20 protein-coding genes are annotated in these 20,409 nt (G+C 46.5%); 12 read left to right on the forward strand and 8 right to left on the reverse strand.

Annotation, left to right across the window (positions count from 1 at the left end):
• Positions 1–104 precede the first annotated feature (104 nt).
• Positions 105–2,087, forward strand: a complete 1,983-nt coding sequence (locus tag MHB71_RS04355; protein WP_340028910.1) for an ATP-dependent DNA helicase — start codon at positions 105–107, stop codon at positions 2,085–2,087.
• Between the two features lie 485 nt (positions 2,088–2,572).
• On the opposite strand, the gene cysK is transcribed toward MHB71_RS04355, so the two are convergent.
• From cysK to MHB71_RS04375, 4 genes are all read right to left on the reverse strand, one after another.
• Positions 2,573–3,529: a cysteine synthase A gene (gene cysK, locus MHB71_RS04360; protein WP_127545588.1), complete on the reverse strand. Its 957-nt coding sequence runs from the start codon at positions 3,527–3,529 to the stop codon at positions 2,573–2,575.
• A 162-nt stretch (positions 3,530–3,691) separates the two neighbouring features.
• Positions 3,692–4,075, reverse strand: coding sequence for a hypothetical protein (locus MHB71_RS04365; protein WP_036674948.1), 384 nt, complete (start codon positions 4,073–4,075; stop codon positions 3,692–3,694).
• Positions 4,076–4,554: 479 nt separating this feature from the next.
• A complete protein-coding gene (locus MHB71_RS04370) occupies positions 4,555–4,788 on the reverse strand; it encodes a hypothetical protein (RefSeq protein ID WP_017687536.1) in 234 nt (77 codons plus the stop codon).
• On the reverse strand, positions 4,785–5,822 hold the full coding sequence (locus tag MHB71_RS04375; protein ID WP_051447360.1) for a nucleotide-binding protein: 1,038 nt from the start codon (positions 5,820–5,822) through the stop codon (positions 4,785–4,787). Before MHB71_RS04375 ends, MHB71_RS04370 begins: the two co-directional genes overlap by 4 nt.
• Before the next feature lie 949 nt (positions 5,823–6,771).
• Here MHB71_RS04375 and MHB71_RS04380 point away from each other — a divergent pair.
• Positions 6,772–7,506, forward strand: a complete 735-nt coding sequence (locus MHB71_RS04380) for a YitT family protein (protein WP_036614465.1) — start codon at positions 6,772–6,774, stop codon at positions 7,504–7,506.
• A 122-nt stretch (positions 7,507–7,628) separates the two neighbouring features.
• Here the strand turns inward: MHB71_RS04380 and MHB71_RS04385 are convergent, their stop codons facing one another.
• Positions 7,629–8,099, reverse strand: a complete 471-nt coding sequence (locus MHB71_RS04385) for a DUF2188 domain-containing protein (RefSeq protein ID WP_340028911.1) — start codon at positions 8,097–8,099, stop codon at positions 7,629–7,631.
• Positions 8,100–8,490: 391 nt separating this feature from the next.
• On the opposite strand from MHB71_RS04385, the gene MHB71_RS04390 reads away from it, so the two are divergent.
• From MHB71_RS04390 to MHB71_RS04400, 3 genes are all read left to right on the forward strand, one after another.
• The gene (locus MHB71_RS04390; protein WP_340028912.1) at positions 8,491–9,291 is read left to right on the forward strand and encodes a lipid II flippase Amj family protein; all 801 of its coding nucleotides are present in this window, start codon (positions 8,491–8,493) and stop codon (positions 9,289–9,291) included.
• A gap of 137 nt (positions 9,292–9,428) precedes the next feature.
• Entirely contained in the window at positions 9,429–10,037 is a 609-nt protein-coding gene (locus MHB71_RS04395) for a TetR family transcriptional regulator C-terminal domain-containing protein (RefSeq protein ID WP_340028913.1), read from the forward strand.
• An 81-nt stretch (positions 10,038–10,118) separates the two neighbouring features.
• Positions 10,119–11,354 carry an MFS transporter gene (locus tag MHB71_RS04400; RefSeq protein ID WP_340028914.1) on the forward strand — a complete coding sequence of 412 codons (1,236 nt, stop codon included), beginning with the start codon at positions 10,119–10,121 and terminating at the stop codon, positions 11,352–11,354.
• Positions 11,355–11,457: 103 nt separating this feature from the next.
• Here MHB71_RS04400 and msrA read toward each other — a convergent pair whose 3' ends face one another.
• Both msrA and MHB71_RS04410 read right to left on the reverse strand, forming a co-directional pair.
• On the reverse strand, positions 11,458–12,420 hold the full coding sequence (gene msrA, locus MHB71_RS04405; RefSeq protein ID WP_036614455.1) for a peptide-methionine (S)-S-oxide reductase MsrA: 963 nt from the start codon (positions 12,418–12,420) through the stop codon (positions 11,458–11,460).
• A 180-nt stretch (positions 12,421–12,600) separates the two neighbouring features.
• Positions 12,601–13,212 (reverse strand): VTT domain-containing protein, encoded by a 612-nt coding sequence (locus MHB71_RS04410; protein ID WP_036614914.1) that lies wholly within the window; start codon positions 13,210–13,212, stop codon positions 12,601–12,603.
• 199 nt (positions 13,213–13,411) lie between these two features.
• Between MHB71_RS04410 and MHB71_RS04415 the strand changes: the two genes are divergently transcribed.
• Complete coding sequence (locus MHB71_RS04415) at positions 13,412–14,350, forward strand: Gfo/Idh/MocA family oxidoreductase (protein ID WP_340028915.1); 939 nt, start codon at positions 13,412–13,414, stop codon at positions 14,348–14,350.
• A 32-nt stretch (positions 14,351–14,382) separates the two neighbouring features.
• Complete coding sequence (locus tag MHB71_RS04420; protein WP_036674958.1) at positions 14,383–14,697, forward strand: hypothetical protein; 315 nt, start codon at positions 14,383–14,385, stop codon at positions 14,695–14,697.
• A gap of 25 nt (positions 14,698–14,722) precedes the next feature.
• Here MHB71_RS04420 and MHB71_RS04425 read toward each other — a convergent pair whose 3' ends face one another.
• The gene (locus MHB71_RS04425; protein WP_017687546.1) at positions 14,723–15,541 is read right to left on the reverse strand and encodes an AraC family transcriptional regulator; all 819 of its coding nucleotides are present in this window, start codon (positions 15,539–15,541) and stop codon (positions 14,723–14,725) included.
• Positions 15,542–15,731: 190 nt separating this feature from the next.
• Here MHB71_RS04425 and MHB71_RS04430 point away from each other — a divergent pair, with 190 nt between their 5' ends.
• The 5 genes from MHB71_RS04430 to MHB71_RS04450 all read left to right on the forward strand — a co-directional run bounded on the left by MHB71_RS04430 (position 15,732) and on the right by MHB71_RS04450 (position 20,320).
• A complete protein-coding gene (locus tag MHB71_RS04430) occupies positions 15,732–16,844 on the forward strand; it encodes a Gfo/Idh/MocA family oxidoreductase (protein ID WP_036614448.1) in 1,113 nt (370 codons plus the stop codon).
• Between the two features lie 200 nt (positions 16,845–17,044).
• The gene (locus tag MHB71_RS04435; RefSeq protein WP_340028916.1) at positions 17,045–18,013 is read left to right on the forward strand and encodes a sugar phosphate isomerase/epimerase; all 969 of its coding nucleotides are present in this window, start codon (positions 17,045–17,047) and stop codon (positions 18,011–18,013) included.
• Between the two features lie 24 nt (positions 18,014–18,037).
• On the forward strand, positions 18,038–18,766 hold the full coding sequence (locus MHB71_RS04440) for a trehalose utilization protein ThuA (RefSeq protein ID WP_017687549.1): 729 nt from the start codon (positions 18,038–18,040) through the stop codon (positions 18,764–18,766).
• A 331-nt stretch (positions 18,767–19,097) separates the two neighbouring features.
• Positions 19,098–19,394, forward strand: coding sequence for a helix-turn-helix domain-containing protein (locus MHB71_RS04445; protein WP_074096966.1), 297 nt, complete (start codon positions 19,098–19,100; stop codon positions 19,392–19,394).
• 194 nt (positions 19,395–19,588) lie between these two features.
• A complete protein-coding gene (locus tag MHB71_RS04450; protein ID WP_340028917.1) occupies positions 19,589–20,320 on the forward strand; it encodes a hypothetical protein in 732 nt (243 codons plus the stop codon).
• Positions 20,321–20,409: the final 89 nt, after the last annotated feature.

Consider the following 20,409-nt stretch of genomic DNA (forward strand, 5'->3'; position numbering starts at 1 on the left):
AATCTCGTAAAAAAAGCTTGTCACCCGCTTCATCGCGTGAGATAATTAACTTTTGCCCTGCGGCCTTTTTTGAACGGAAAAATGAAAGAGGACCGCGTCTAAGAATGGAGGCTGACCTAGGATTGTCTACACAACGTTATCCTTTTGCATATGATCCGGCTGAACCTTTTGTATCCCGTCTCGGGGAATGGGTTGCCGATGTTTTTTACGATATTTTGCCAGAGTTCGGCTTCGAGGTACGGGATGAACAGATTTTTATGGCGTACCAGCTCGAACGGGCCTATGGAGATAAAAAGACCATTATGGCGGAGGCCGGTGTCGGAACAGGCAAGACGTTAGTCTATCTGCTCTACGCGGTCTGTTATGCACGTTATACGGGCAAACCGGCGGTGATCGCCTGTGCCGATGAGTCCTTGATTGAACAGCTTGTGAAGCCCGGTGGAGATATTGCGAAGCTGGCTGCACATCTGGACTTGGAAGTGGACGCACGTCTGGGCAAGTCACCGGATCAATACGTCTGTCTGAACAAACTAAGTGCGATGCGATTTGCGGATGAAGATGCGCCTGTTATTGAAGAAGTGCATGAGAGTCTGCCGGATTTTGTGAACACGCCGGGTACACTTCAGGCCTTTCATCCGTATGGTGACCGCAAACAGTATCCACATCTGAATGATCGTCAGTGGAACAAAATCAACTGGGACCCGTTCCAGGATTGTTTTGTTTGTCCTAAAAGACAACGCTGCGGCCTGACGCTGTCGCGTGACCATTACCGACGTTCCAAAGACATCATCATCTGTTCCCATGATTATTACATGGAGCATGTGTGGACCTATGATGCGCGCAAACGCGAGGGACAATTGCCACTGCTGCCTGATCACAGTTCAGTTGTATTTGATGAAGGACATTTGCTGGAAGAAGCAGCCCTGAACGCACTGAGCTACAAGCTGAAACACCGCATCTTTGAGGAACTCGTCACTCGCCTGTTAGAAGGAGAGATTCGTGAATCCCTCGCGGAGTGTGTAGATGAAGCGATTGAGAGCAGTGAGCGACTGTTTGCATTGCTGGATACGTATACGGTGGCGATCCCTGGTTCGGAACGGAAAGAAGTTCGGGTAGAAGCACCGCTTCTGCGTGAGATTGAACGTCTGACGAGTGTGCTGGATGCGATCGGTGAGGAACTGGTATTTGAGAGCGGATTGTTCTCGCTGGATGGTTATCAGATGCGTGTCGTGGAAGAACATCTCGATATGATTCAGTCTGCGCTTGCCTTGTTCCGCAAGGAAGATGGTTACATCTGTTGGGCGGAAGAGAGCGAGGATGAGACGACCTTATCGATCATGCCGCGCACCGTGAAGGAAATGCTGAACGAGCGTGTGTTCAACACAGGTATTCCAATCGTATTCTCCTCCGCGACGTTATCTGTGGACAGTTCATTCCGTTATGTGGCGGACAGCCTGGGCATTGATGATTTTGTATCATTCTCGGTGGCTTCCCCGTATGATTATGCGGACAAAATGAAGATGAAAATTACCGATGAAGCTATACCGGGTCACCCGGAGAACGAAAATCGCATGCGTGATGCGGTGTCGTTACTTCAGGAGAGCGGGGGACGTGCGCTGGTTCTGTTCCGTACGATGGAAGAGCTACGTGCGTTCAAGCAGGACATCGTTCATGTACCTGAAGCAGAAGGTTTGCGCTTTATGTATGAGGGCGACCGGGAGATCAGTGATCTGATCGCGGCATTCCAGCAGGATGAGGAGAGTGTGTTGTGCTCCGTTAATCTGTGGGAAGGACTGGACGTTCCAGGTCCGTCATTATCCAATGTCATGATCTGGTCGCTTCCGTATCCACCACAGGACCCTGTCTTCAATGCAAAACGCAGTGCGTCGGCAGCACCATACGAAGAGATCGATCTTCCGTATATGCTCCTGCGTGTGAAGCAAGGTCTTGGACGTCTGATTCGGACAAGCACCGATTCCGGTTCTGCGGTCATTCTCGATGAATCGCTGTATACCAAAAAGGAAGCCAAAGACCGCATTGCGGCCCTGCTTCCCGAAGGTGTGAAATGGACAACCCTGACACACTAACCAGCTTACGTTAAATATTCTTGCTTTGTTTCATACAAAGTTTCTTACCAAAATAAGTTCTTGTTCTCTGCGGATTCATCATCCGTATGGGAGCAAGAGCTTTTTTGTTTTGATGGTTCCTTCAATGTACTTCTCTTCCCTTTTTTTCGAGGGGTTTTCCCTCGCTCCTCGCTACCAATCGCTCCAACATTCTAACGACCTACCGCACCTTATTAGGGTGATAATGAAGAGATGTAAATTCTAACGAATCTCAGTAACGTTATCCCGCCGAAAATAGCTCTTAAGCCTGTAAATCGACCGAATTTGGAGAAATAACGTCGCTGTGATTCGTTACACGTCAGACCTGCGCAAAATAGGAGCGAATAGCGTGTGTCAGGTTCATTAGAACCAATGACCAATGAGCGCTAATAAGGGAGGGCCTCTGTCATGCTCATGACTTATGGGACATGAAAGCCCCTTTGTGATGTGTACAGATTTATGCTGTGTTAAAAAATACCCATGCTCAGATACCGTTCCCCGGTATCCGGCGCAATGCAGAGCACGCGGTGCCCCGGCCCTAGTTCCTTCGCAATGCGAAGGGAGGCCCACACCGAAGCGCCAGAGGAAGGGCCGAGCAACAGCCCTTCCCGAGCAGCAAGCTGCCGCATCGTATCCAGTGCGTCCTCATCGGACACCTGGATGATGGCATCCCACACGTCGGTATTCAGGATGTCCGGAATGAACCCCGGACTTGTACCGACGAGCTTGTGTGGTCCGGGCTCGCCACCGGACAACACCGGAGAACCTTTGGGCTCCACCGCATAGATGCGGATATCGGGCAACTGCTTACGCAGTTCTTCCCCGGTGCCAGTAATGGTTCCGCCGGTTCCCGCCGTAGCGATGAAAGCATCCAGCCTGCCTTCCATCTGCTGCATAATCTCGGGAGCCGTCGTGATCCGGTGAATGTCCGGGTTCGCCTGATTTTCGAATTGCTGCGGAATGAAACTTCCTGGAATGTCTGCTTGAAGTTCTTTCGCTTTGCGAATTGCACCAGGCATCCGCTCCGCAGCAGGGGTGAGCACCACATCTGCGCCGTAGGCTTTCAGAATGTTGATGCGTTCCTTGGACATATTGTCCGGCATAATCAGAATGGCTTTATATCCTTTGGCGGCGGCGTTCATCGCAAGACCAATCCCGGTGTTGCCGCTCGTCGGTTCGATAATGGTAGCACCAGGGAGCAAGTGTCCCGCAAGTTCAGCCTGAACGATCAGGTTGTAGGCTGCACGGTCTTTGACGCTGCCACTTGGGTTGAAGTATTCCAGTTTCACGTATACATCAGCAGAGTTGCTGCCTGTGAGTCTGTTCAGTTTAACGGCAGGTGTCTGGCCGATCAGTTCTGTTACATCTGCGGCAATGCCTGTATGTGCGGGTGTTTGTTTAATCGAATGTGTATTCAAATCCATGAAGTACAACTCCTTGATTGATAAGACGTTGAGAGTATATCCGGTTGAAATCAACTCATGCCTTATTGGAATGGTTGGATATCTCTTCTCCATCTTAATGAACGTAACCTTCCGTGGTCAACTTGTTTTGCTGGGGATGGGTTCAATATTGTTAGAGTTGTATCAGGTCTGCGCCAAGTCCATCTGCAGATGCCGACTGAGTTCTTTTTTGACTTCATTACGTGCGAATGTCCACAGCATATAGAACCGTTGCCAATACCCTCTGCACATATACAGAGTTTCGATACCCTCGGCTTCCCGTTTCTCTTCCAGTACTTTGACACCGCGGGTTCTCATCTGTTTACGAAGGGCCAACATCTCCTTGAGCACATTGTTTTGAATGCGGGTCAGCGACAGAATGTAGACTTCGGGCATCTTCAGCAGCAACGTATCCAGTGTGTGAATATCTCGTTCAAGTACATCCAGCAATAGCGTGCGCACAACCAGACCTTTAATCAGACGATGGTCTTCATCCGCAGGGGATGGGGCGGAAGTTGAGGATGTCATATGTTCACTTCCTTAACCTTTAATTGGAATTTTATATTTACAGAACACGTGTTCCTATATTATAATCAATATATGTAATGGAGATACACAATACAACCGAGAAATATTGGAAGCACACATTATCGCATTTTCCTAAAGGTACAGATAGTGAGTGAGGCTAGGGATTTAGGGACAAGCCTGCTCCAAAATAAGGTATAATTTATGGGTTTTGCAGGAAACCTAAGGCCATAAACCAAATAAGCCTTATGCAATGCAGTCTGCTACAGAAGTAATTACAAGCAATGAATTACTGCAATGAATTGCTATTACGATTATGATCATGATTCAAGGAGGTCTTGCCGCAACACGATGGCACCAGGTCAACGAGTAGAAGCAGTTTTATTTTAGCGAAAATGAGCAACAAAAAAGCCCCTGCCTTGGGCGGCGGGGCCTATGGAATACTGCCGATTCAGCGGCAGGTTTGATGATGTGTTCAGGAATTATGCAAGATATTGAGGCTTTTCGTAGAACGCCTCTTTTTCAAGGATGACCTTATAAGGTCTTTCCTTGCCCTTCAGGGAGGGCCCAATGGTAGTTAGCGGTACGGCCGGCTTGTGGAAACGATCTTCTTCCTTGGGTTCCGGAACCGGTCGTGATGATTCGGGCGCAGAACTGAGGCGTACCTTTTTTTCGCTGCCCCAGCGCTTGCTTATTTTTTTCGTTTCCGGTTTCATTCCGGTTCGCCTCCTAACAAATCGTTGATGGCGTTGAACAGTTGACGATTCTGTAGGTCAATCTGCTGAAATACCGCCTCATCCGCTTCAATATGTCCAATAATGTGAACGGTGATAACATACCTCTTGGCTACAGGATAGCATAGCAGATACTCTTTCTCAAGGTAATCATCATACAGGTTAATCTTGATTTTATTCTCCCGGTAAGAATCAATCACCAGGATGCGCTTGGGATCATCCGGTTGTTTGTCGTCGTTAGCGGACAAGTCATACTTTCTCCCCGGTTCTCCAACATTACCACATAATTGCTCGATGTAACCACTGTCATCTGTACGGTATATGGCTGTGCCACGTACAGCGAATGGAGGATGAGAGACAAAGGCAGTACGTAAGGCATCGCTCATTCGCTCCAGCATCTTGGCATCTGCTTTGCGGGTACGCAGCAATTCCCTAAAGAATCGCAGCAACTTAAGCAGTTGTAACCTTGCTTCTCCCTCAGTGCGTTTATGCTTCTCAATGATGTTCTCCAATTCTGGATCACTCCAGCGTCCTTGTTCCTCAATACTGTCTGCGATTTTGGAACATGCCACGGACACGGCTGGTGCCCACTTTCCGTCAGAACGGATTTCATATACGAGTGGATTTAACCCCAGCAGATCTGTGGGCATACGCAATCCTTCGACCTTGGTTGTGTCCTTGATGTCTGTAATATCCTCAGGAAGAATGAAAAAAATACGTTTTCGTCCCAGACGACCCATAAACAGACCCATTTCCAGCATTGTATTATCCCGGACTGACGCGTAGTACTTCCCGCGGATTTTGGATATATCATCCGGATGAAAAATAAAAATGGCAAAGTCAGTCGTACGGACCTCTACTTCCAGATCGTCCATGGTATAGCTACTTGGATTAAAAACCCCGGAATACCAAGGGGTAACTTCGGCTGAAAAACGTAAGTTTTCGTGTACTGCGGCTGCAATCGGCTTCGCTTCCAGCGAGCAGCCAATAAAGACTCTTGGCTTTAACGTTTTCATCAATCCGCCTCGCTTAAACGGTAGTGGGATTCAATTGTTATATTATACCATAAACAACAGAGTAAGTCTGGAAACGTCTGAACTGGACAAAGAATAAGCCGATTACGTTTGCTATAGTGTATGTGTGAAAGGAAAATGATTCCTTTAAAAAGCGCAAGAAAATAAAAAAAGGCCCCAATTTGTAACAGTTGGGTGACTGACAGTTATTTTTGGAAGCTTTGGTCATAGAATAAAGGAGCAGGTTGCACCATTAGCAAGCATTGCTTATCCTGGTGTTGCCGTATGACTGCTGGAGCAGTCCAAAGGCTACTTTATGCCTGTTTTTGAGGGGTCTACTGTTTAGACCCGGTCACGTTGGTGTTATATAATAGAAGAACAAGCAAGTTAGCTTTGGTGTTTAAACTGAATGAACTTGCAACTGCTGTAAGTTGGATTTACAATTTACACAAGAACGAAGAGTGCAGAACCCATCTGTAGAAGCGAAGCGTTCGCCTGAAAGCTTTTTGAATGAAAGCAGCTTCGGAAGCATAAGCGATCACCGGATTTTCCCCAGAGGGAAAATGGAATTCCAAAAATCCGGGGATAACCGCGATCAAAAGAGGGTACTGTAATCCAAGTGTAAGTGTACAATTAAATGTTCAAGCTTATGCATTGTAGTTATTTTTCAGTTTAACTGAGCACAGCTAACCACAACAGAACAGAAAGGATCAGGATACCATGAGTTCCCGAAGGACAATCTCCCCAAGGACGATCTGGAAACGTTACGATCTCTCATACACATAGCGCCCCTTGTAGAGTACACCAACCGGTTCAAAAAAACGGCTGACTCTGCGAAAGAGGGGATTGGAATGAATATTCGAAGGACGTACACGATGATTTCTTCCAGGCTTACCTTTTGCAGGGTACGGTCGGTCTAAAAAACCAACCTACAAACTGCGAGGGAACCTGAATGAAGAGAACATCGTTAACCTTACAACACGTTAAAACAGAGGCGATCAAATTCGCCATTATGCTACTCGGTACATTTATTTTAGCTTTTGCTTATTATCACATTAACTTTCAGAATCATTTATCGGAGGGCGGATTTGTTGGTCTGGCCCTGCTCGGAAAATACGCAACAGGCTTATCACCTGCTATCGGTATGTTGTTACTGGACATTCCGGTCATGATCCTGGCTTGGTTCCTCAAAGGCTGGAAATTCATGATTCAGGCATTGCTTGGCGTCGGTGCATTTTCCCTATTCTATGACGGCTTTGAACGATACTCCACACTGGTATTGTCGTTTAACGGAAATCTGTGGATTCCGGCAGTTCTATCCGGTATATTGACAGGGGTAGGCGCTGGGATCGTGCTTCGATTCGGTGGAGCGACAGGCGGAGACGATATTCTCGCCGTGCTGGTTAGCCGCTGGAAGGGATGGAAGCTGGGAACAGTTTTCTTTGTCAGCGATGCTTTTGTATTGGGATTGTCGCTTTTCTTTCTTCCGGTAAAAGAAACTTTATATACGATTCTGGCCGTATGGATTGCCAGCAAAGTCATCACGTACGTCGTTAGTGTTCCGGCTCGCGGAACCGTGGTTACAACTTCGGCTGTGAAATTGCCGATGCCATCGGCTGCAGCCAAGGCAGTTAACGCTGCTGCTATTTCACAACGGACTACGGTGGCTAGAGGTGTATCCAATTAACCATACGTTTCAGAACAACTATAACCTGTATGCACATTCAGGTCTTGATAGTTAAAGTTCATACAAAATCCCTTTTGACTGCTCTTCAGCAGCAAAAGGGATTTTGTTGTTTTCCGATTCATTCAGGGTTTGATCGAAGAAGCAATCTGACCATCCTGATTATGGATAATCGCTCGAATATTTTGTTTGCTACTCAGTTCTTTGGCCTTATTTACAGCTTCTGCCTTAGTATCAAATGTGGACAGATAGGTAGACTTTCCTTCTTCCTTGATCGCCCAACCGGAGTCGGTAGGCACGACATGGATGTTATCATGACTTTTGGACGAAGAAACGGGCTCAGAATGACGACGATCTGTGGAAGACGACTTGTTACGGTTGGAATTTTCGGAAGAAGATGTGGAGTCCGATTTCGAACTTTCCGGTGCGGGATGATTTTCATCCCATTCTTCCGCCTTAGCTGTCGCTATAGCAATCGAGCGCCCTTCCTCATACCCGTCATCGAGCAGAGCATTAGCAATCTCAATTGCTTTATGTCTAACACGTGGTTCCAGGTTCTTCATGGATACCGGATAATCCTGTTTGTTCCAAGGCATATGAACCCCTCCTGTACAATAATGGATTAGTTGTATATTACCCTCTGAGGTGAGGGATAAACGATGAACATCCGAGGTCGTAAGTGCATTTACCGATGATCTATATAAATTGAAATAAACATTTACACGAAACGGAGAGGACAGAAAAAACCTGAAGAAACGAAGTGTTCGCCTTTATCCCCGGATTTATCCCTTTATAAAAGGAATCAAAAAAATCTGGGGATAACAGCGATCGGAAGGTTGTTCTGTCATCGGAGTGTCCAGTGTAAATATTCTTTAGTTCAACTCATATAGAAGGATCTCGTTCCTATACTTTTGCAAGTCAGAGGAGTATAATGCTGTCCATGAAAGAAATAAGTTCAATAACAGGAATATAAAGGAGTACATACATATGTTTAGTATTAGTCTGGCAATCCCTATGCTGTTCACCATGCTGATTCATGCCGCAGACAGCTTGTCATACGCGCTCCGCCTCGGTGGATTACGCACCCGCAGAATCGCGTTGGCTATTTCATTGGCAGGTATCTTGTTGTTGGTTTCTCGAACCTCGAATATGGCCCAGGGTCCGATGGTAGGTAATCTAGTGGATACTGCAACACGTGGAACCAATCCACACTTTGCGGCGCAGCTGCACTGGTTAATGGGTGCGGCAACAATTGGAACGGCATTAGCCATATTGTGCTTTCCAACCATGGTGAAGCTCTCATCAAGAATGGTTGTACATTTTGAAGCAGCCGGTTCCATCCCTGCGATGGTTCGCGGTATGCTGAAGCGAAGCAAGATTAGAAATGCAACGTATTACATCACCCCGCCATCCTGGAAGATGGCCAAACGATTGGTACAACATGGGATGCCAAGACGGTTAATGCTGCTTAATGTAGCGGTAACCGCAATCTATACCACAGGTGTCCTGTCCAGCTTATACGCAGCGTACCTTTACCCAGGGCAGGCTGTAGCTGCATCCCAATCAACCGGGTTAATTAACGGAATAGCGACTATTTTGTTAACCATCCTGATTGATCCGCGGATTTCCCTGCTCAGTGACCGATCATTACGTGGCGAGATCCGTTTGGATCGCATGAATCAGATTTATGGTTGCATGCTCGTATCCCGTTTATTCGGTACACTGTTGGCACAGTTGTTATTAATTCCATTTGCGTATTGGATCGGTTGGATCGTAAGTATGATGTGACGACTTCTTTCCTGAATTGTAGCCAGGCACTCTCTTGTACATCCTTTTGAAACAGCAAATGAGAGGGTGCCTGAGCAAATTGAATTGACGGGGTATTTGTGCTGTGATACTATTAGACCGAATAGTCGGTTTAATTTATGGAGGTTTTTCCAATCGAAGTTAAACGAAGAAAAGATGTTACCCAGATAAAGAAAGACATTGCACGTAATACCAAGGAACTGTTTGCCCAAAAGGGATATAGTGCAACTTCCATGGAAGACATATGTACGATTAACAATCGGAGTAAAGGCAGCATCTATTATCATTTCAAAAGCAAAGAAGAGTTATTCATGTATCTAATCAAGCTTAACAATGAAGATTGGATGGATGCTTGGCTGGACAAAGAATCCGGGTATAAGACTGCCATAGACAAATTGTACGGACTTGCTGATCATTACGTGGATGATTTGGCTAACCCGCTGAATCACGCCATTAACGAGTTTGTCTCGGGTCAGGTCGTCAGTCAGGAGATGCTTGATGAGATGCTTTCCCTGATCCGAATTCCGTATGCGACATACGAGTCCATTATTACTAAAGGGATGGAAGATGGGGAGTTAAAACCGGATGACCCACAGGATGTAATGCACATTATCTACGGTCTGTTTAGCGGATTGACTACACTCTATTATGAGAAGGACCTGACGGATATTCGTCGTATTTACCACAAAGGCATGGCCGGTCTGCTGGCAGGCATTCAACAACATTAACCATGAAAAGCTGATGTAAAGTCAGTTTTTCTTTTTAAATATTAATAAACCGGACAGTCGGTTTAAAAGAGGAGATGGAGAATGAACTCATTGTTCAGGAATAAAGCTTTTTTAATCGTGACAGGGTCTGATCTGCTGCAAAATCTGGCGATATGGATCCGGAATATGGCGATCCTCTATTATGTGATGGATCGAACTCAGGGAAGTCCAATAGCCGTCTCGCTGATTACCGTGCTTGAATATGCCCCGATTTTTGTTTTCTCCATCATAGGCGGTGCACTTGCTGATCGCTGGAATCCCAAACGTACGATGATACTGGGGGATATTCTGAGCGCGTTGTCTATTGTCATGATTATCGGTGTTTTATCTTCCGGGTATTGGCAGATTCTATACGTAGCCACGTTTGTATCCTCTATCGTTAGCCAGTTTTCTCAACCATCCTCTCTAAAGATTGTGAGGCGAAATGTAAAGGGAGAACATTTGCAATCTGCAATTGCTATTACACAGAGTGGTCAATCGTTGTTTTTAATTCTGGGACCAATCGTCGGAACGTTTATATACACTGCAATGGGAATTCAGGCATCCATGTACGCATTACTCATTCTGTTCCTCATCTCTGCGCTTCTACTCACATTTCTGCCTAAAGACGCCACTCAGCGGGAAACAAATACCTCATTATTAGCGGATATCAGAGAGGGCTGGCAATATGTTGCTCGATCTCGCTCGTTAAAAATGCTTAGTCTGGTATTCATCTGTATAGGGCTTTCGGCGGGTCTCATCAGTCCACTTGGAATATTTCTGATCACTGAACGTCTGGGACTTGAAGCAACGTCGTTACAGTTTTTATCTGGTGCATCTGGAATAGGTTTATTGATTGGAGGAGGTATTGCGGCTGCTGTAAGTGCTAAGCTGAACCAGACCTTAACTCTGCTTGTAGGTGTGCTGTGTCTGGCTGTAGCCACGATGGGGGAAGTGTTATCCAGTTGGTTCTGGCTGACCCTTTTGATCAGCTTCTTAAGCTCAATCAGTATGGCATTTATCAACGTCATCATCTCCACATACTTGGTCACTCGGATAGATGAGCACTTGATCGGGAGAGTGAATGGCACCATCACACCTTTATTCATAGGAAGTATGCTTCTTGGATCTTCCATGGCAGGTGTACTGATGAACAGCACATCCATTTTTATCGTCTACGCAATCTCGGTTACCGTGATGATCCTGGGTATTGTTCCAGCGATGCGAATTCAATTTCGTAATGATCAGACGGCTCCTGCCAATCAATTGAATTCGGAAATCTCTTCGAGCCAAACCTAATCAACGCATTCTCGTGCAACAATAGTTCGTCTATGAAAACAAGAATGTACGACAAAAAAGCAGCGGGATCATCCCACTGCTCTTTTTGTATTTGTATTATAACTTATTGGAAAAGGACGGCGTACTCACCGTAACCTTCTTTTTGCAAGTCTTCTTTGGGTACAAAACGAAGTGCAGCAGAGTTGATGCAATAACGCATTCCACCTGCTTCGGCAGGACCATCGTTGAACAGGTGACCCAGATGGGAATCACCCTCACGACTTCTCACTTCGGTACGAATCATGAAGTGGCTGAGATCGGTTTTTTCCTTCACGTTGTGGTCACGCAATGGACGTGTGAAGCTCGGCCAGCCGCAGCCGGAGTCGTATTTGTCGGTAGAACTGAACAATGGCTCGCCAGATACGATGTCCACATAGATACCATCACCGTGGTGATCCCAGAATTCGTTATGGAATGCAGGCTCGGTCGCGCTGTTCTGGGTAACTTCATATTGAAGCGGCGTCAAACGCTCTTTCAGCCCGTCTTTATCCACGTTACCGGTCCAGTTGCGTTCGATGAAATCTACACGTCCAGAACCTTTGCTGTAGCGTTTGTAATGGGCAGGGTTCTTCCGGTGATAATTTTGATGATGTTCTTCCGCTTCATAGAACGGTTTGGCTGGCAAAATGGGTGTGAAGATTGGTTTGTCAAAACGTCCACTTTGTCCCAGCTCCGCTTTGGAAGCTTCCGCAATCTGGCGCTGCTCTTCACTGTGATAGAAGATGGCCGTCTGATAGGAAGATCCGCGGTCATGGAATTGTCCGCCTGTATCCGTAGGATCAATCTGCTGCCAGAACAGTTCAACCAGTTTCTTATAAGGGAAGATGGCAGGGTCAAACGTAATTTGTACAGCCTCTACATGTCCTGTTGTCTCCGAGCAGACCTCTTCATATGTTGGATTCTCGGTATGTCCTCCTGTATAACCCGATACGATCTTATGAATACCGGGCAGTTCTTCAAAGGGGGATACCATACACCAGAAGCATCCGCCTGCAAAAGTTGCTAACTCACTTGAATGTTGTTCCATGCTATAGTCACTCCATTTCTGATGAAGATTTAGCGCTCATGTTCGAGCTCCAGCAATCTACCGTTTTATTAAACTTGTTACACAAGCATTAGGCTTGCTCTTCTATTATATCCTGAATTGGCGAGCCAACCAAGCCGGAATGAAAACAAGCTGAATCTGAACGGTTTGCGAATTCTGAATTCAGGCTTTGTTGCGTGACCGAAAGCGAAATAAGAGCAATACAATGGCCATGAACACCAGATATCCGGCAAGGATGGCCAAGCTCAGCCAGATTGAGGTTTCAGCTTGTGCACCTGCATAGGCAAATACAAAAATCGCTGGCATTTTCCCAATGGCCGTGGCAAGCATGAAGACCCAGAATGGCGTGTACGTTATACCTGCGTAGATATTAACGGCCATCTGAGGCACGATCGGCAACAGTCGCATCGACATGACACCCATGAACGGATGTGCTTCCATCCATGTGGTAAAACGGTTCAGACCCCGAATACGTTCGAGGTACGATCTCGCCTGATGTCTGAAGATGGTTCTTGCTCCGCCATACACGAGCATGGCTGCAAGTGTGGTGCCAAGCCAGCATATCCAGGCTGCCGTGGTGGTACCGTAACTGTAACCAAAGGCGATAATAACAAACTTATAAGGAATTACAGGCACAAGAGCAAACAATGTTGCCATGGCGAGTAACAGCGGAATGGACTGATGAAGATCTGTCCAGGCCAGCAGTTCATATCTGTAAATAAACGTGACTCCTGCAAGTAAAACATATAACAGAAGCCATAACCATTTTCGCAAAATCCCAAACGCTCCTTTCAGATCAGGCAGGTCTGGTCGTGTCCCGATCTGTACTGCTGTTCCTCCTAAGTTTACCACGTTCGCCCATTGTCTGAACAATTCGTGCGAAGTGTGCTGCAATCACTGGCAAGTTGCTGTCCGAAGGGTTACACTATAGGACGTGGAAATATAGAACCGAACTGAAGGTGGAATGATCATCATGGAAACAACCCAACGTAAACGAGTTGCAATTATCGGCCTCGGCGATATTGCACGTAAAGTATATTTGCCGCTGTTAACAGCTCATCCGAACGTGGAGATTGTAGGCATTATGAACCGATCTCCGGAGCCGGTCAAAGCCGTTCAGGAGGCGTATCGATTAGAACGGGGAACAACGGATCTGAAGGAACTGTTGTCCTGGGACTTGGATGCGGTGTTTGTACATACAGCAACGGAAGCGCACTTTGACATTGTCATGCAATGTCTGGAACAGGGATTAGCCGTGTACGTAGACAAACCGTTATCCTATACGATTCGGGAGTCGGAAGAGATGACTGCTTTTGCCGAGGCACAAGGGCTGCTACTCGCAGTAGGCTTTAACCGTAGATTCGCACCGATGTACCAAAAAGCGAAAGAATGGATGCAGGATGGAAAAGGTTTTGAATCCTTGACAGTGACCAAACATCGTACAGGCATTCAGGATCGTCCTGCGGCAGAAACCATCTATGATGATCTCATCCATATGCTGGATCTGATGTTGTGGTACTCGGATCATAATGTGGAGTTGCTTCATCAATGGATTCGGAAGAATGATCTGGACAGACTGCTGCACGCAACCGGAACGGCCAAGCTGGGCAGAACAGCCTACGGTCGATTCGATATGGTGCGTGAAGCTGGGGCAGATCTGGAGAAGATCGAATTGCATGGTGGTGGACGATCTGTTGAAGTGGTGAACATGGACACGATCAGCTGCATGGAACAGGGGAGTCTGGAAACCAAAGAAACGTTCGGGAGCTGGGAAACCGTGTTAACACGCAGAGGTTTTAGCGGAGCAGTTGATAATTTCCTGGCTTGTCTGGACTCACCTGATGATTGCCTGATCAGTGCAAGTCACGTCATGGACAGTCATGAACTGGCGGAACAATTGATTCGCAAATAATTGCAGAATACACATACGGAGGAATACAAGTTATGGATGAATATGAAAAGGAACGTAATAAACAGATCGAGGAAGCTGTTGTAGAAACCTATAAACAGGAAGAAGAGATGATGATCCTCGTATTTGCCCAGTGGTGTGTCAATAATGGTTTGGACCCGGAAGAGATGTACCGGCAAGCCTACCCGGATCAGCAGAGCAACGAGCGTTTGCAGCAGGTGCAGAAGCTGATTGTATCCAAGGAGGAAGCCGGTGAAATCCCGGATGATACGGTACTTGGCGTGTTGTCCATGTTTGGCAATGAAGATCTGGCGATGGTTGTATCCGAGGCCATAGCCGCGCGCAAATAAGTTCAACTTACGTATACTGGTATGATTACATCTGTTCCCGGTGAATGACGCGGAATTCCTTCGGCGACATGCCGAACCGGGAACGGAATACCCGATGAAAATAGGTATAGTTGTTAAAGCCGGAAGACTCAGACACTTGCTCCAGGGTCATTGGACTGAAAATAATCCGTTCCCTGGCCATATTCAGCCGTACGTCAAGCGTGTATTGCATGATGCTTTTGCCAAACGCTTCTTTGAAGAGGTGAACACCCCGTGAGACACTGATGCCAATATGTGTTGCCACATCATCGAGCTTGAATAAAGAGGAAGCGTTTTCTTCAATGTAGTTTTTGATCTCATAAGCCACATAATTGGTGTTGGTTATCGTTGGATGCTCCGCGAGCAGACGATCCACTTCGAGACATAAAATCCGCATATAATAACTTGAAATTTCCGGATAAGGATTGGAGATGCGGCGCTGTTCCAGTACGAGCTGTCGAAACAGGACCAAAAGACTTTCCGTCAGTTCGACTTTGATCCGGGTCGGCCGTTTGTGCCGTTTCCACCACTCATCCACCCAGGAACCATTAAAGAAGATGTGATAGTCACCACTCTCCACCAGTCGTTCTCCCATCGGATTGGTTTCATTGTCTATTCTCAACTCATAGGGTTCGTCAGGATCAAAAAGAAGCAGATCGCCCGCATCCACCAGGGACATGTCCCCGTCTATGCGTGCACGGCAACGTCCGTCTGTTTGCAGTCTTAACAGGTAGTTCTTCACCCCTTCAGGCTGCACCATAGCGTAGGGTTTACGATGAAATGAAAAGCCTGCTGTAAGAACTTGGCAGGATTGATCTGTCGGCATGGGCATACTCCTTGCAATTTGAAAATTATGACCAGATAGTTCATGTTTCAATCATATTATTCATTTTAATTGAAGCTGAAACGGAATACCATAGTATTAGATTTAAGGAACAGGAAACATCCAACAAAACATATGTATCTCAACCATTCAAACGCAGATTTTCACCATGCGTAAGGAGATGAACGTCACAGTGGAGAAAATGAAAGCAGGCATCATCGGGTGTGGTAACATCAGCGCCATCTACTTGGAAAATCTCAAAAACAACCCGGTCATTGAAGTCGTGGCTGTTGCGGATTTGATTCGTGAACGCGCTCAGGAACGGGCAGATGAATTTAATATCGCAAACGTTTACAATGTAGATGAGTTGCTGCAAAATAACGAAATTGAACTTGTGTTGAACCTTACGGTTCCTGGCAGTCATGCCATGACCGATCTGGCTGCACTCGAAGCAGGCAAACATGTGTATGCCGAGAAGCCGCTGGCAATTTCTCTTGAGGATGGTCGCAAAGTTGTTGAGTTGGCTGAGGAAAAGGGATTGTATGTTGGTTCTGCACCGGATACCTTCCTTGGTTCAGGCATACAGACAGCTCGTAAAGCGATTGAGGATGGGCTGATTGGTAAGCCGGTTGCAGCGACTTCATTCTTCATGGGTGGAGGACCAGAGGCTTGGCATCCTAATCCGGAGTTCTTTTATGTCGCAGGTGGCGGACCGATGTTTGATATGGGACCTTACTACCTGACTGCTCTGATTACGCTGCTTGGACCGATACGCAGAATCAGCGCCTCGGCAGGCATACAGATTGCAGATCGCAAGATTGGCTCTGGGCCGAAGGAAGGCACAGCACTGCAAGTAGAGACGCCTACCCACTTGGCAGGAACCATTGATTTTGCAGAGGGTGCCATTGCAACCATGATCACCAGTTTTGATATTCGTGGAGCTTCGGATCTGCCACGTATTGAAATCTATGGTACAGAAGGTACGCTTAGTGTACCGGACCCCAATTATTTTAACGGGGAAGTGAAGGTTCGCAGATACGGTCAAGACACTTGGGAGACGGTCAAACCAGTCTTCGAAAGTGGACAAAACGAACGAGGCATCGGCGTAACGGAAATGGTTGAATCCATTCGTGCCGGACGGGAACACAAAGCCAGTGGCAAGCTTGCTTATCACGTACTGGAAGCCATGCATTCATTCCAGCGTTCTTCACTTGAAGGCAAGCACATACATCTGGAAAGCAGCTATGATTCTTTTGCAGTAACTCGCACAGTTCAAACTGAGATTGAAACCGTGGAATCCCACTAGTCTGAGTAAAAGTGTTCGAAGCTTGATGCTCTTACGAGTGAAGCAGAATAACCAGTATTCTTACGTTCAATTTCAGGATAGAAACACTCTCGATTTTCCACACTAATCAAACAGGCATGTGATCTGAACGGTAATTGTATACAGTTCAATATTCATGAATTCAGCAATCATACGATATCTAATCCAGGGAGGAATCGCACTTGAAACTCGGCGTATTTTTGGTACTATTCGGAGGACGTAAATTGGAGGATGCTCTTGATTATGTAGCATCCAAGGGATTAAAAGCAGTAGAGATCGGAACAGGCGGACATCCAGGCAATGCACATTGTAAGCCAGATGAGTTGTTAAGCAATCCTACAGCATTGAAAAACTTCAAAAATGCAGTGGAATCACGCGATTTGACGATCAGTGCACTCAGCTGTCACGGTAACCCGCTACATCCGCAAAAGGATATTGCCAAAGGATTTCACGATGATTTTGTTAAAACGGTAGAACTGGCTGAGAAGCTGGAAGTACCTGTAGTGAATACATTCTCCGGTTGTCCGGGAGACCATGAGGATGCCAAATATCCGAACTGGCCTGTTGCACCATGGCCAAATGACTTCCAGGAGATCCTGAAGTGGCAGTGGGAGAACAAAGTGATCCCTTACTGGACAGAGTGGGGTAAATTTGCAGCAGATCGTAACGTAAAAGTTGGATTGGAGCTGCACGGTGGATTCTCCGTTCATACTCCAGCAACCCTGCTGAGACTGCGTGAAGCAGCAGGTGAAGTGATCGGAGCCAATCTGGACCCAAGTCACATGTGGTGGCAAGGTATTGATCCGGTTCAGGCAATTCACATCTTGGGACGTGAAGGAGCCATCCATCACTTCCATGCAAAAGATACAACGATTGATCCGGTCAACGTGAACAAACACGGTGTAACGGATATGCAGGACTATACCAATATGCTGGATCGGGCTTGGCAGTTCCGCTCGGTCGGTTATGGACATGATAACAAGACTTGGGCAGACATTATGAGTGCCCTGCGTCTGGTCGGATATGATTATGTAGTAAGTATTGAGCACGAAGACGGTCTGATGTCGGTTGAAGAAGGATTCTCTAAAGCCGTGCAAAATCTCCAGCAAGTATTGATCGAAGAACCGCTGGGCGACATGTGGTGGGTTTAGAGCTACACTAGGGGGAAATTGAATATGATCAACGTCACCATTTGGAATGAATTTGTCCATGAGAAAATTCACGATGAAGTAAGGGAAGTCTACCCGGATGGTCTGCATCGAGCACTGGCTGACGGACTTGGCGGCGAAGGCTTTGCTATTCGTACAGCTACACTTGATCAGCCTGAACACGGATTAAGTGATGAAGTGCTGAATTCCACAGATGTGCTCATATGGTGGGGACATATGGCACATGATCGCGTAAGCGATGAGATCTCACAGAAGGTTGCGCAGCGAGTGCTGAACGGCATGGGAATGATTGTGCTCCATTCAGGTCATTTCTCCAAACCATTCAAAGCGCTGATGGGAACCAGCTGCGATCTGAAGTGGCGTGTAGCTGACGAGCAGGAAATTGTATGGTGTGTTAACCCATCTCATCCGATTGCGGATGGCATCGAAGGCAAGATTGTATTGGAAAAAGAAGAGATGTACGGCGAATTCTTCGATATTCCAGTACCGGATGAACTGGTGTTTGTAAGTAACTTCCAGGGTGGGGAAGTATTCCGGAGCGGATGTACGTTCCGGCGTGGTGAAGGTAAAATCTTTTATTTCCGACCAGGTCATGAGACGTATCCGACCTATTACAAACCGGAAATATTAAGAGTGATCAGCAATGCTGTGAAATGGGCATATCCTGCCCGCAGCTTTAAGCCGGAATTTGGCAAGAGCGAACCTGTAAGACCATTTGGTGGCGTGCTGGTCTAATTCACTAACTCAATCGTGTAATGGAAATTATAAGTTTTATTCAAAAAGAACCCTTCTCCGAGTCATTGATGACTGTGGCAGCTGGGTTCTTTTTGGGTAAGATAGTACTATGGGGAAGTTATAAGATATTTCCCATGGTGACGACGTAGCGTGTAATGTATACTGGGATGTATGATCCATTTTGGATGATATGCTTCTAAAATTTAAACTTTTTAGTTGCAGGCGTTTTCTTTGAAGCTTAAATATGTTATTATGAAATATACTAACAAAATGTAAGTTGATTTGAGTGATCTCTAAAGAGGTGATTAATGTGGAAGGTCAAGACTTGCGGATGTGTCCGCGTTTTGAGACGGCGTTTTCTTTTTTGGGCAAGCGCTGGAATGGTTTAATTATTCAAACATTGATGAGTGGTTCGAAGCGATTCAAGGATATCTCCAATCTGATTCCATCCATGAGTGATAAGATGTTATCCGAACGGATGAAAGATCTGGAGAGTGAAGGTATTCTGGTTCGTCACGTCTATCCCGAGACGCCAGTTCGTATTGAATATGAACTGACGGATAAAGGTAGAGCGCTCCAGCCTGTCATGAATCAAATTCAAGACTGGGCTGAGCAGTGGGTTGACTAACGCATAAGCAATATCACCCACTTTTGTTGCATGAATGACATAGACTCCTGATTTCTGTGGAAATCAGGGGTTTTTGTCTTAAGTACTATGTTGATCGGCGTTTTTCTCTTGGGCTATGCACATGTTGTCATGAGTTGTAGTATAATCTATAGAAAATGGCCACAGACGGCCGGAGCGAAGGAGGCCCACTTGTCATGAGAGAAGAAAGCTTATCCCGTGAAGTACGCTACGGCAAAAAAGATATTGCAGAACTTGAGAGCGCATCCATTCAGGTCCATCTAATTTACAAAAAAGCTGCAGAGTTGTTTAAGCGCACAGCCTATTCCCGTTCGGTTAAGGATGATCTTGCCGAAGTGAATACGCATTCTGTGAACAGCGATGGTCCGAGATTAGCTCCGGCGGTGCTGCAAAAATGGATTCAAACGTCCAGGGGCTGGAAGTGTATCGGATGTGAGCTGGGACAACCTGATTCAATGACTTCTCAGATGGAAGAAACCATCCATGGGAAGCGGTTGGTTCTGGATGTGGGAGAAGGTCGGCTGGTTCAGGCCGAAATGCTGATTCAGGCGGTCGTTTGGTCGCAATATGAGAAGATTCGAATGTTTGCACCATGGCTTGGTGATGAACCCTTTTATAGCGTGCAGGAGCTGGATGTCATTGCCCGTTACATTGTGCCTACCTATTTCTCGGAACGCCCTTTGCATGAGCAAGGGAAGGTATTCAAGGTCCATCAACAATATGGGCAGATTCCGTTGTATCAGGAGTATGTAGACGCACCTTCATGTTGCGTGCAGGTTGACGGTGGATTGCTTGAAGGGCGATTGCTGACAGGTGTATACGTATCTGAGGAGCAGTTCTTCGGGCTTAATCCATATCTGAAAGATGGCGATGGAGGACGGACATACATGCAGGCTAGTGTCCAATGATAACGTAACCAATTAGAACATAAAAATGATATAGATTGGAGAGCCTGTGTGCAGGCTCTCTTTCTTGTACAAGCCTTATTTGCAGGCGG

The organism is Paenibacillus sp. FSL H7-0940 (assembly GCF_037979415.1).
Classification (GTDB): Bacteria; Bacillota; Bacilli; order Paenibacillales; family Paenibacillaceae; genus Paenibacillus; species Paenibacillus amylolyticus.

Bases quoted from the DNA above. Each gene is read 5' to 3' on its own strand.
- MHB71_RS04355 (WP_340028910.1), top strand. From the start codon at position 105: ATGGAGGCTGACCTAGGATTGTCTACACAACGTTATCCTTTTGCATAT.
- cysK (WP_127545588.1), bottom strand. From the start codon at position 3,529: ATGGATTTGAATACACATTCGATTAAACAAACACCCGCACATACAGGC.
- MHB71_RS04365 (WP_036674948.1), bottom strand. From the start codon at position 4,075: ATGACATCCTCAACTTCCGCCCCATCCCCTGCGGATGAAGACCATCGT.
- MHB71_RS04370 (WP_017687536.1), bottom strand. From the start codon at position 4,788: ATGAAACCGGAAACGAAAAAAATAAGCAAGCGCTGGGGCAGCGAAAAA.
- MHB71_RS04375 (WP_051447360.1), bottom strand. From the start codon at position 5,822: ATGAAAACGTTAAAGCCAAGAGTCTTTATTGGCTGCTCGCTGGAAGCG.
- MHB71_RS04380 (WP_036614465.1), top strand. From the start codon at position 6,772: ATGAAGAGAACATCGTTAACCTTACAACACGTTAAAACAGAGGCGATC.
- MHB71_RS04385 (WP_340028911.1), bottom strand. From the start codon at position 8,099: ATGCCTTGGAACAAACAGGATTATCCGGTATCCATGAAGAACCTGGAA.
- MHB71_RS04390 (WP_340028912.1), top strand. From the start codon at position 8,491: ATGTTTAGTATTAGTCTGGCAATCCCTATGCTGTTCACCATGCTGATT.
- MHB71_RS04395 (WP_340028913.1), top strand. From the start codon at position 9,429: ATGGAGGTTTTTCCAATCGAAGTTAAACGAAGAAAAGATGTTACCCAG.
- MHB71_RS04400 (WP_340028914.1), top strand. From the start codon at position 10,119: ATGAACTCATTGTTCAGGAATAAAGCTTTTTTAATCGTGACAGGGTCT.
- msrA (WP_036614455.1), bottom strand. From the start codon at position 12,420: ATGGAACAACATTCAAGTGAGTTAGCAACTTTTGCAGGCGGATGCTTC.
- MHB71_RS04415 (WP_340028915.1), top strand. From the start codon at position 13,412: ATGGAAACAACCCAACGTAAACGAGTTGCAATTATCGGCCTCGGCGAT.
- MHB71_RS04420 (WP_036674958.1), top strand. From the start codon at position 14,383: ATGGATGAATATGAAAAGGAACGTAATAAACAGATCGAGGAAGCTGTT.
- MHB71_RS04425 (WP_017687546.1), bottom strand. From the start codon at position 15,541: ATGCCGACAGATCAATCCTGCCAAGTTCTTACAGCAGGCTTTTCATTT.
- MHB71_RS04440 (WP_017687549.1), top strand. From the start codon at position 18,038: ATGATCAACGTCACCATTTGGAATGAATTTGTCCATGAGAAAATTCAC.
- MHB71_RS04445 (WP_074096966.1), top strand. From the start codon at position 19,098: ATGTGTCCGCGTTTTGAGACGGCGTTTTCTTTTTTGGGCAAGCGCTGG.
- MHB71_RS04450 (WP_340028917.1), top strand. From the start codon at position 19,589: ATGAGAGAAGAAAGCTTATCCCGTGAAGTACGCTACGGCAAAAAAGAT.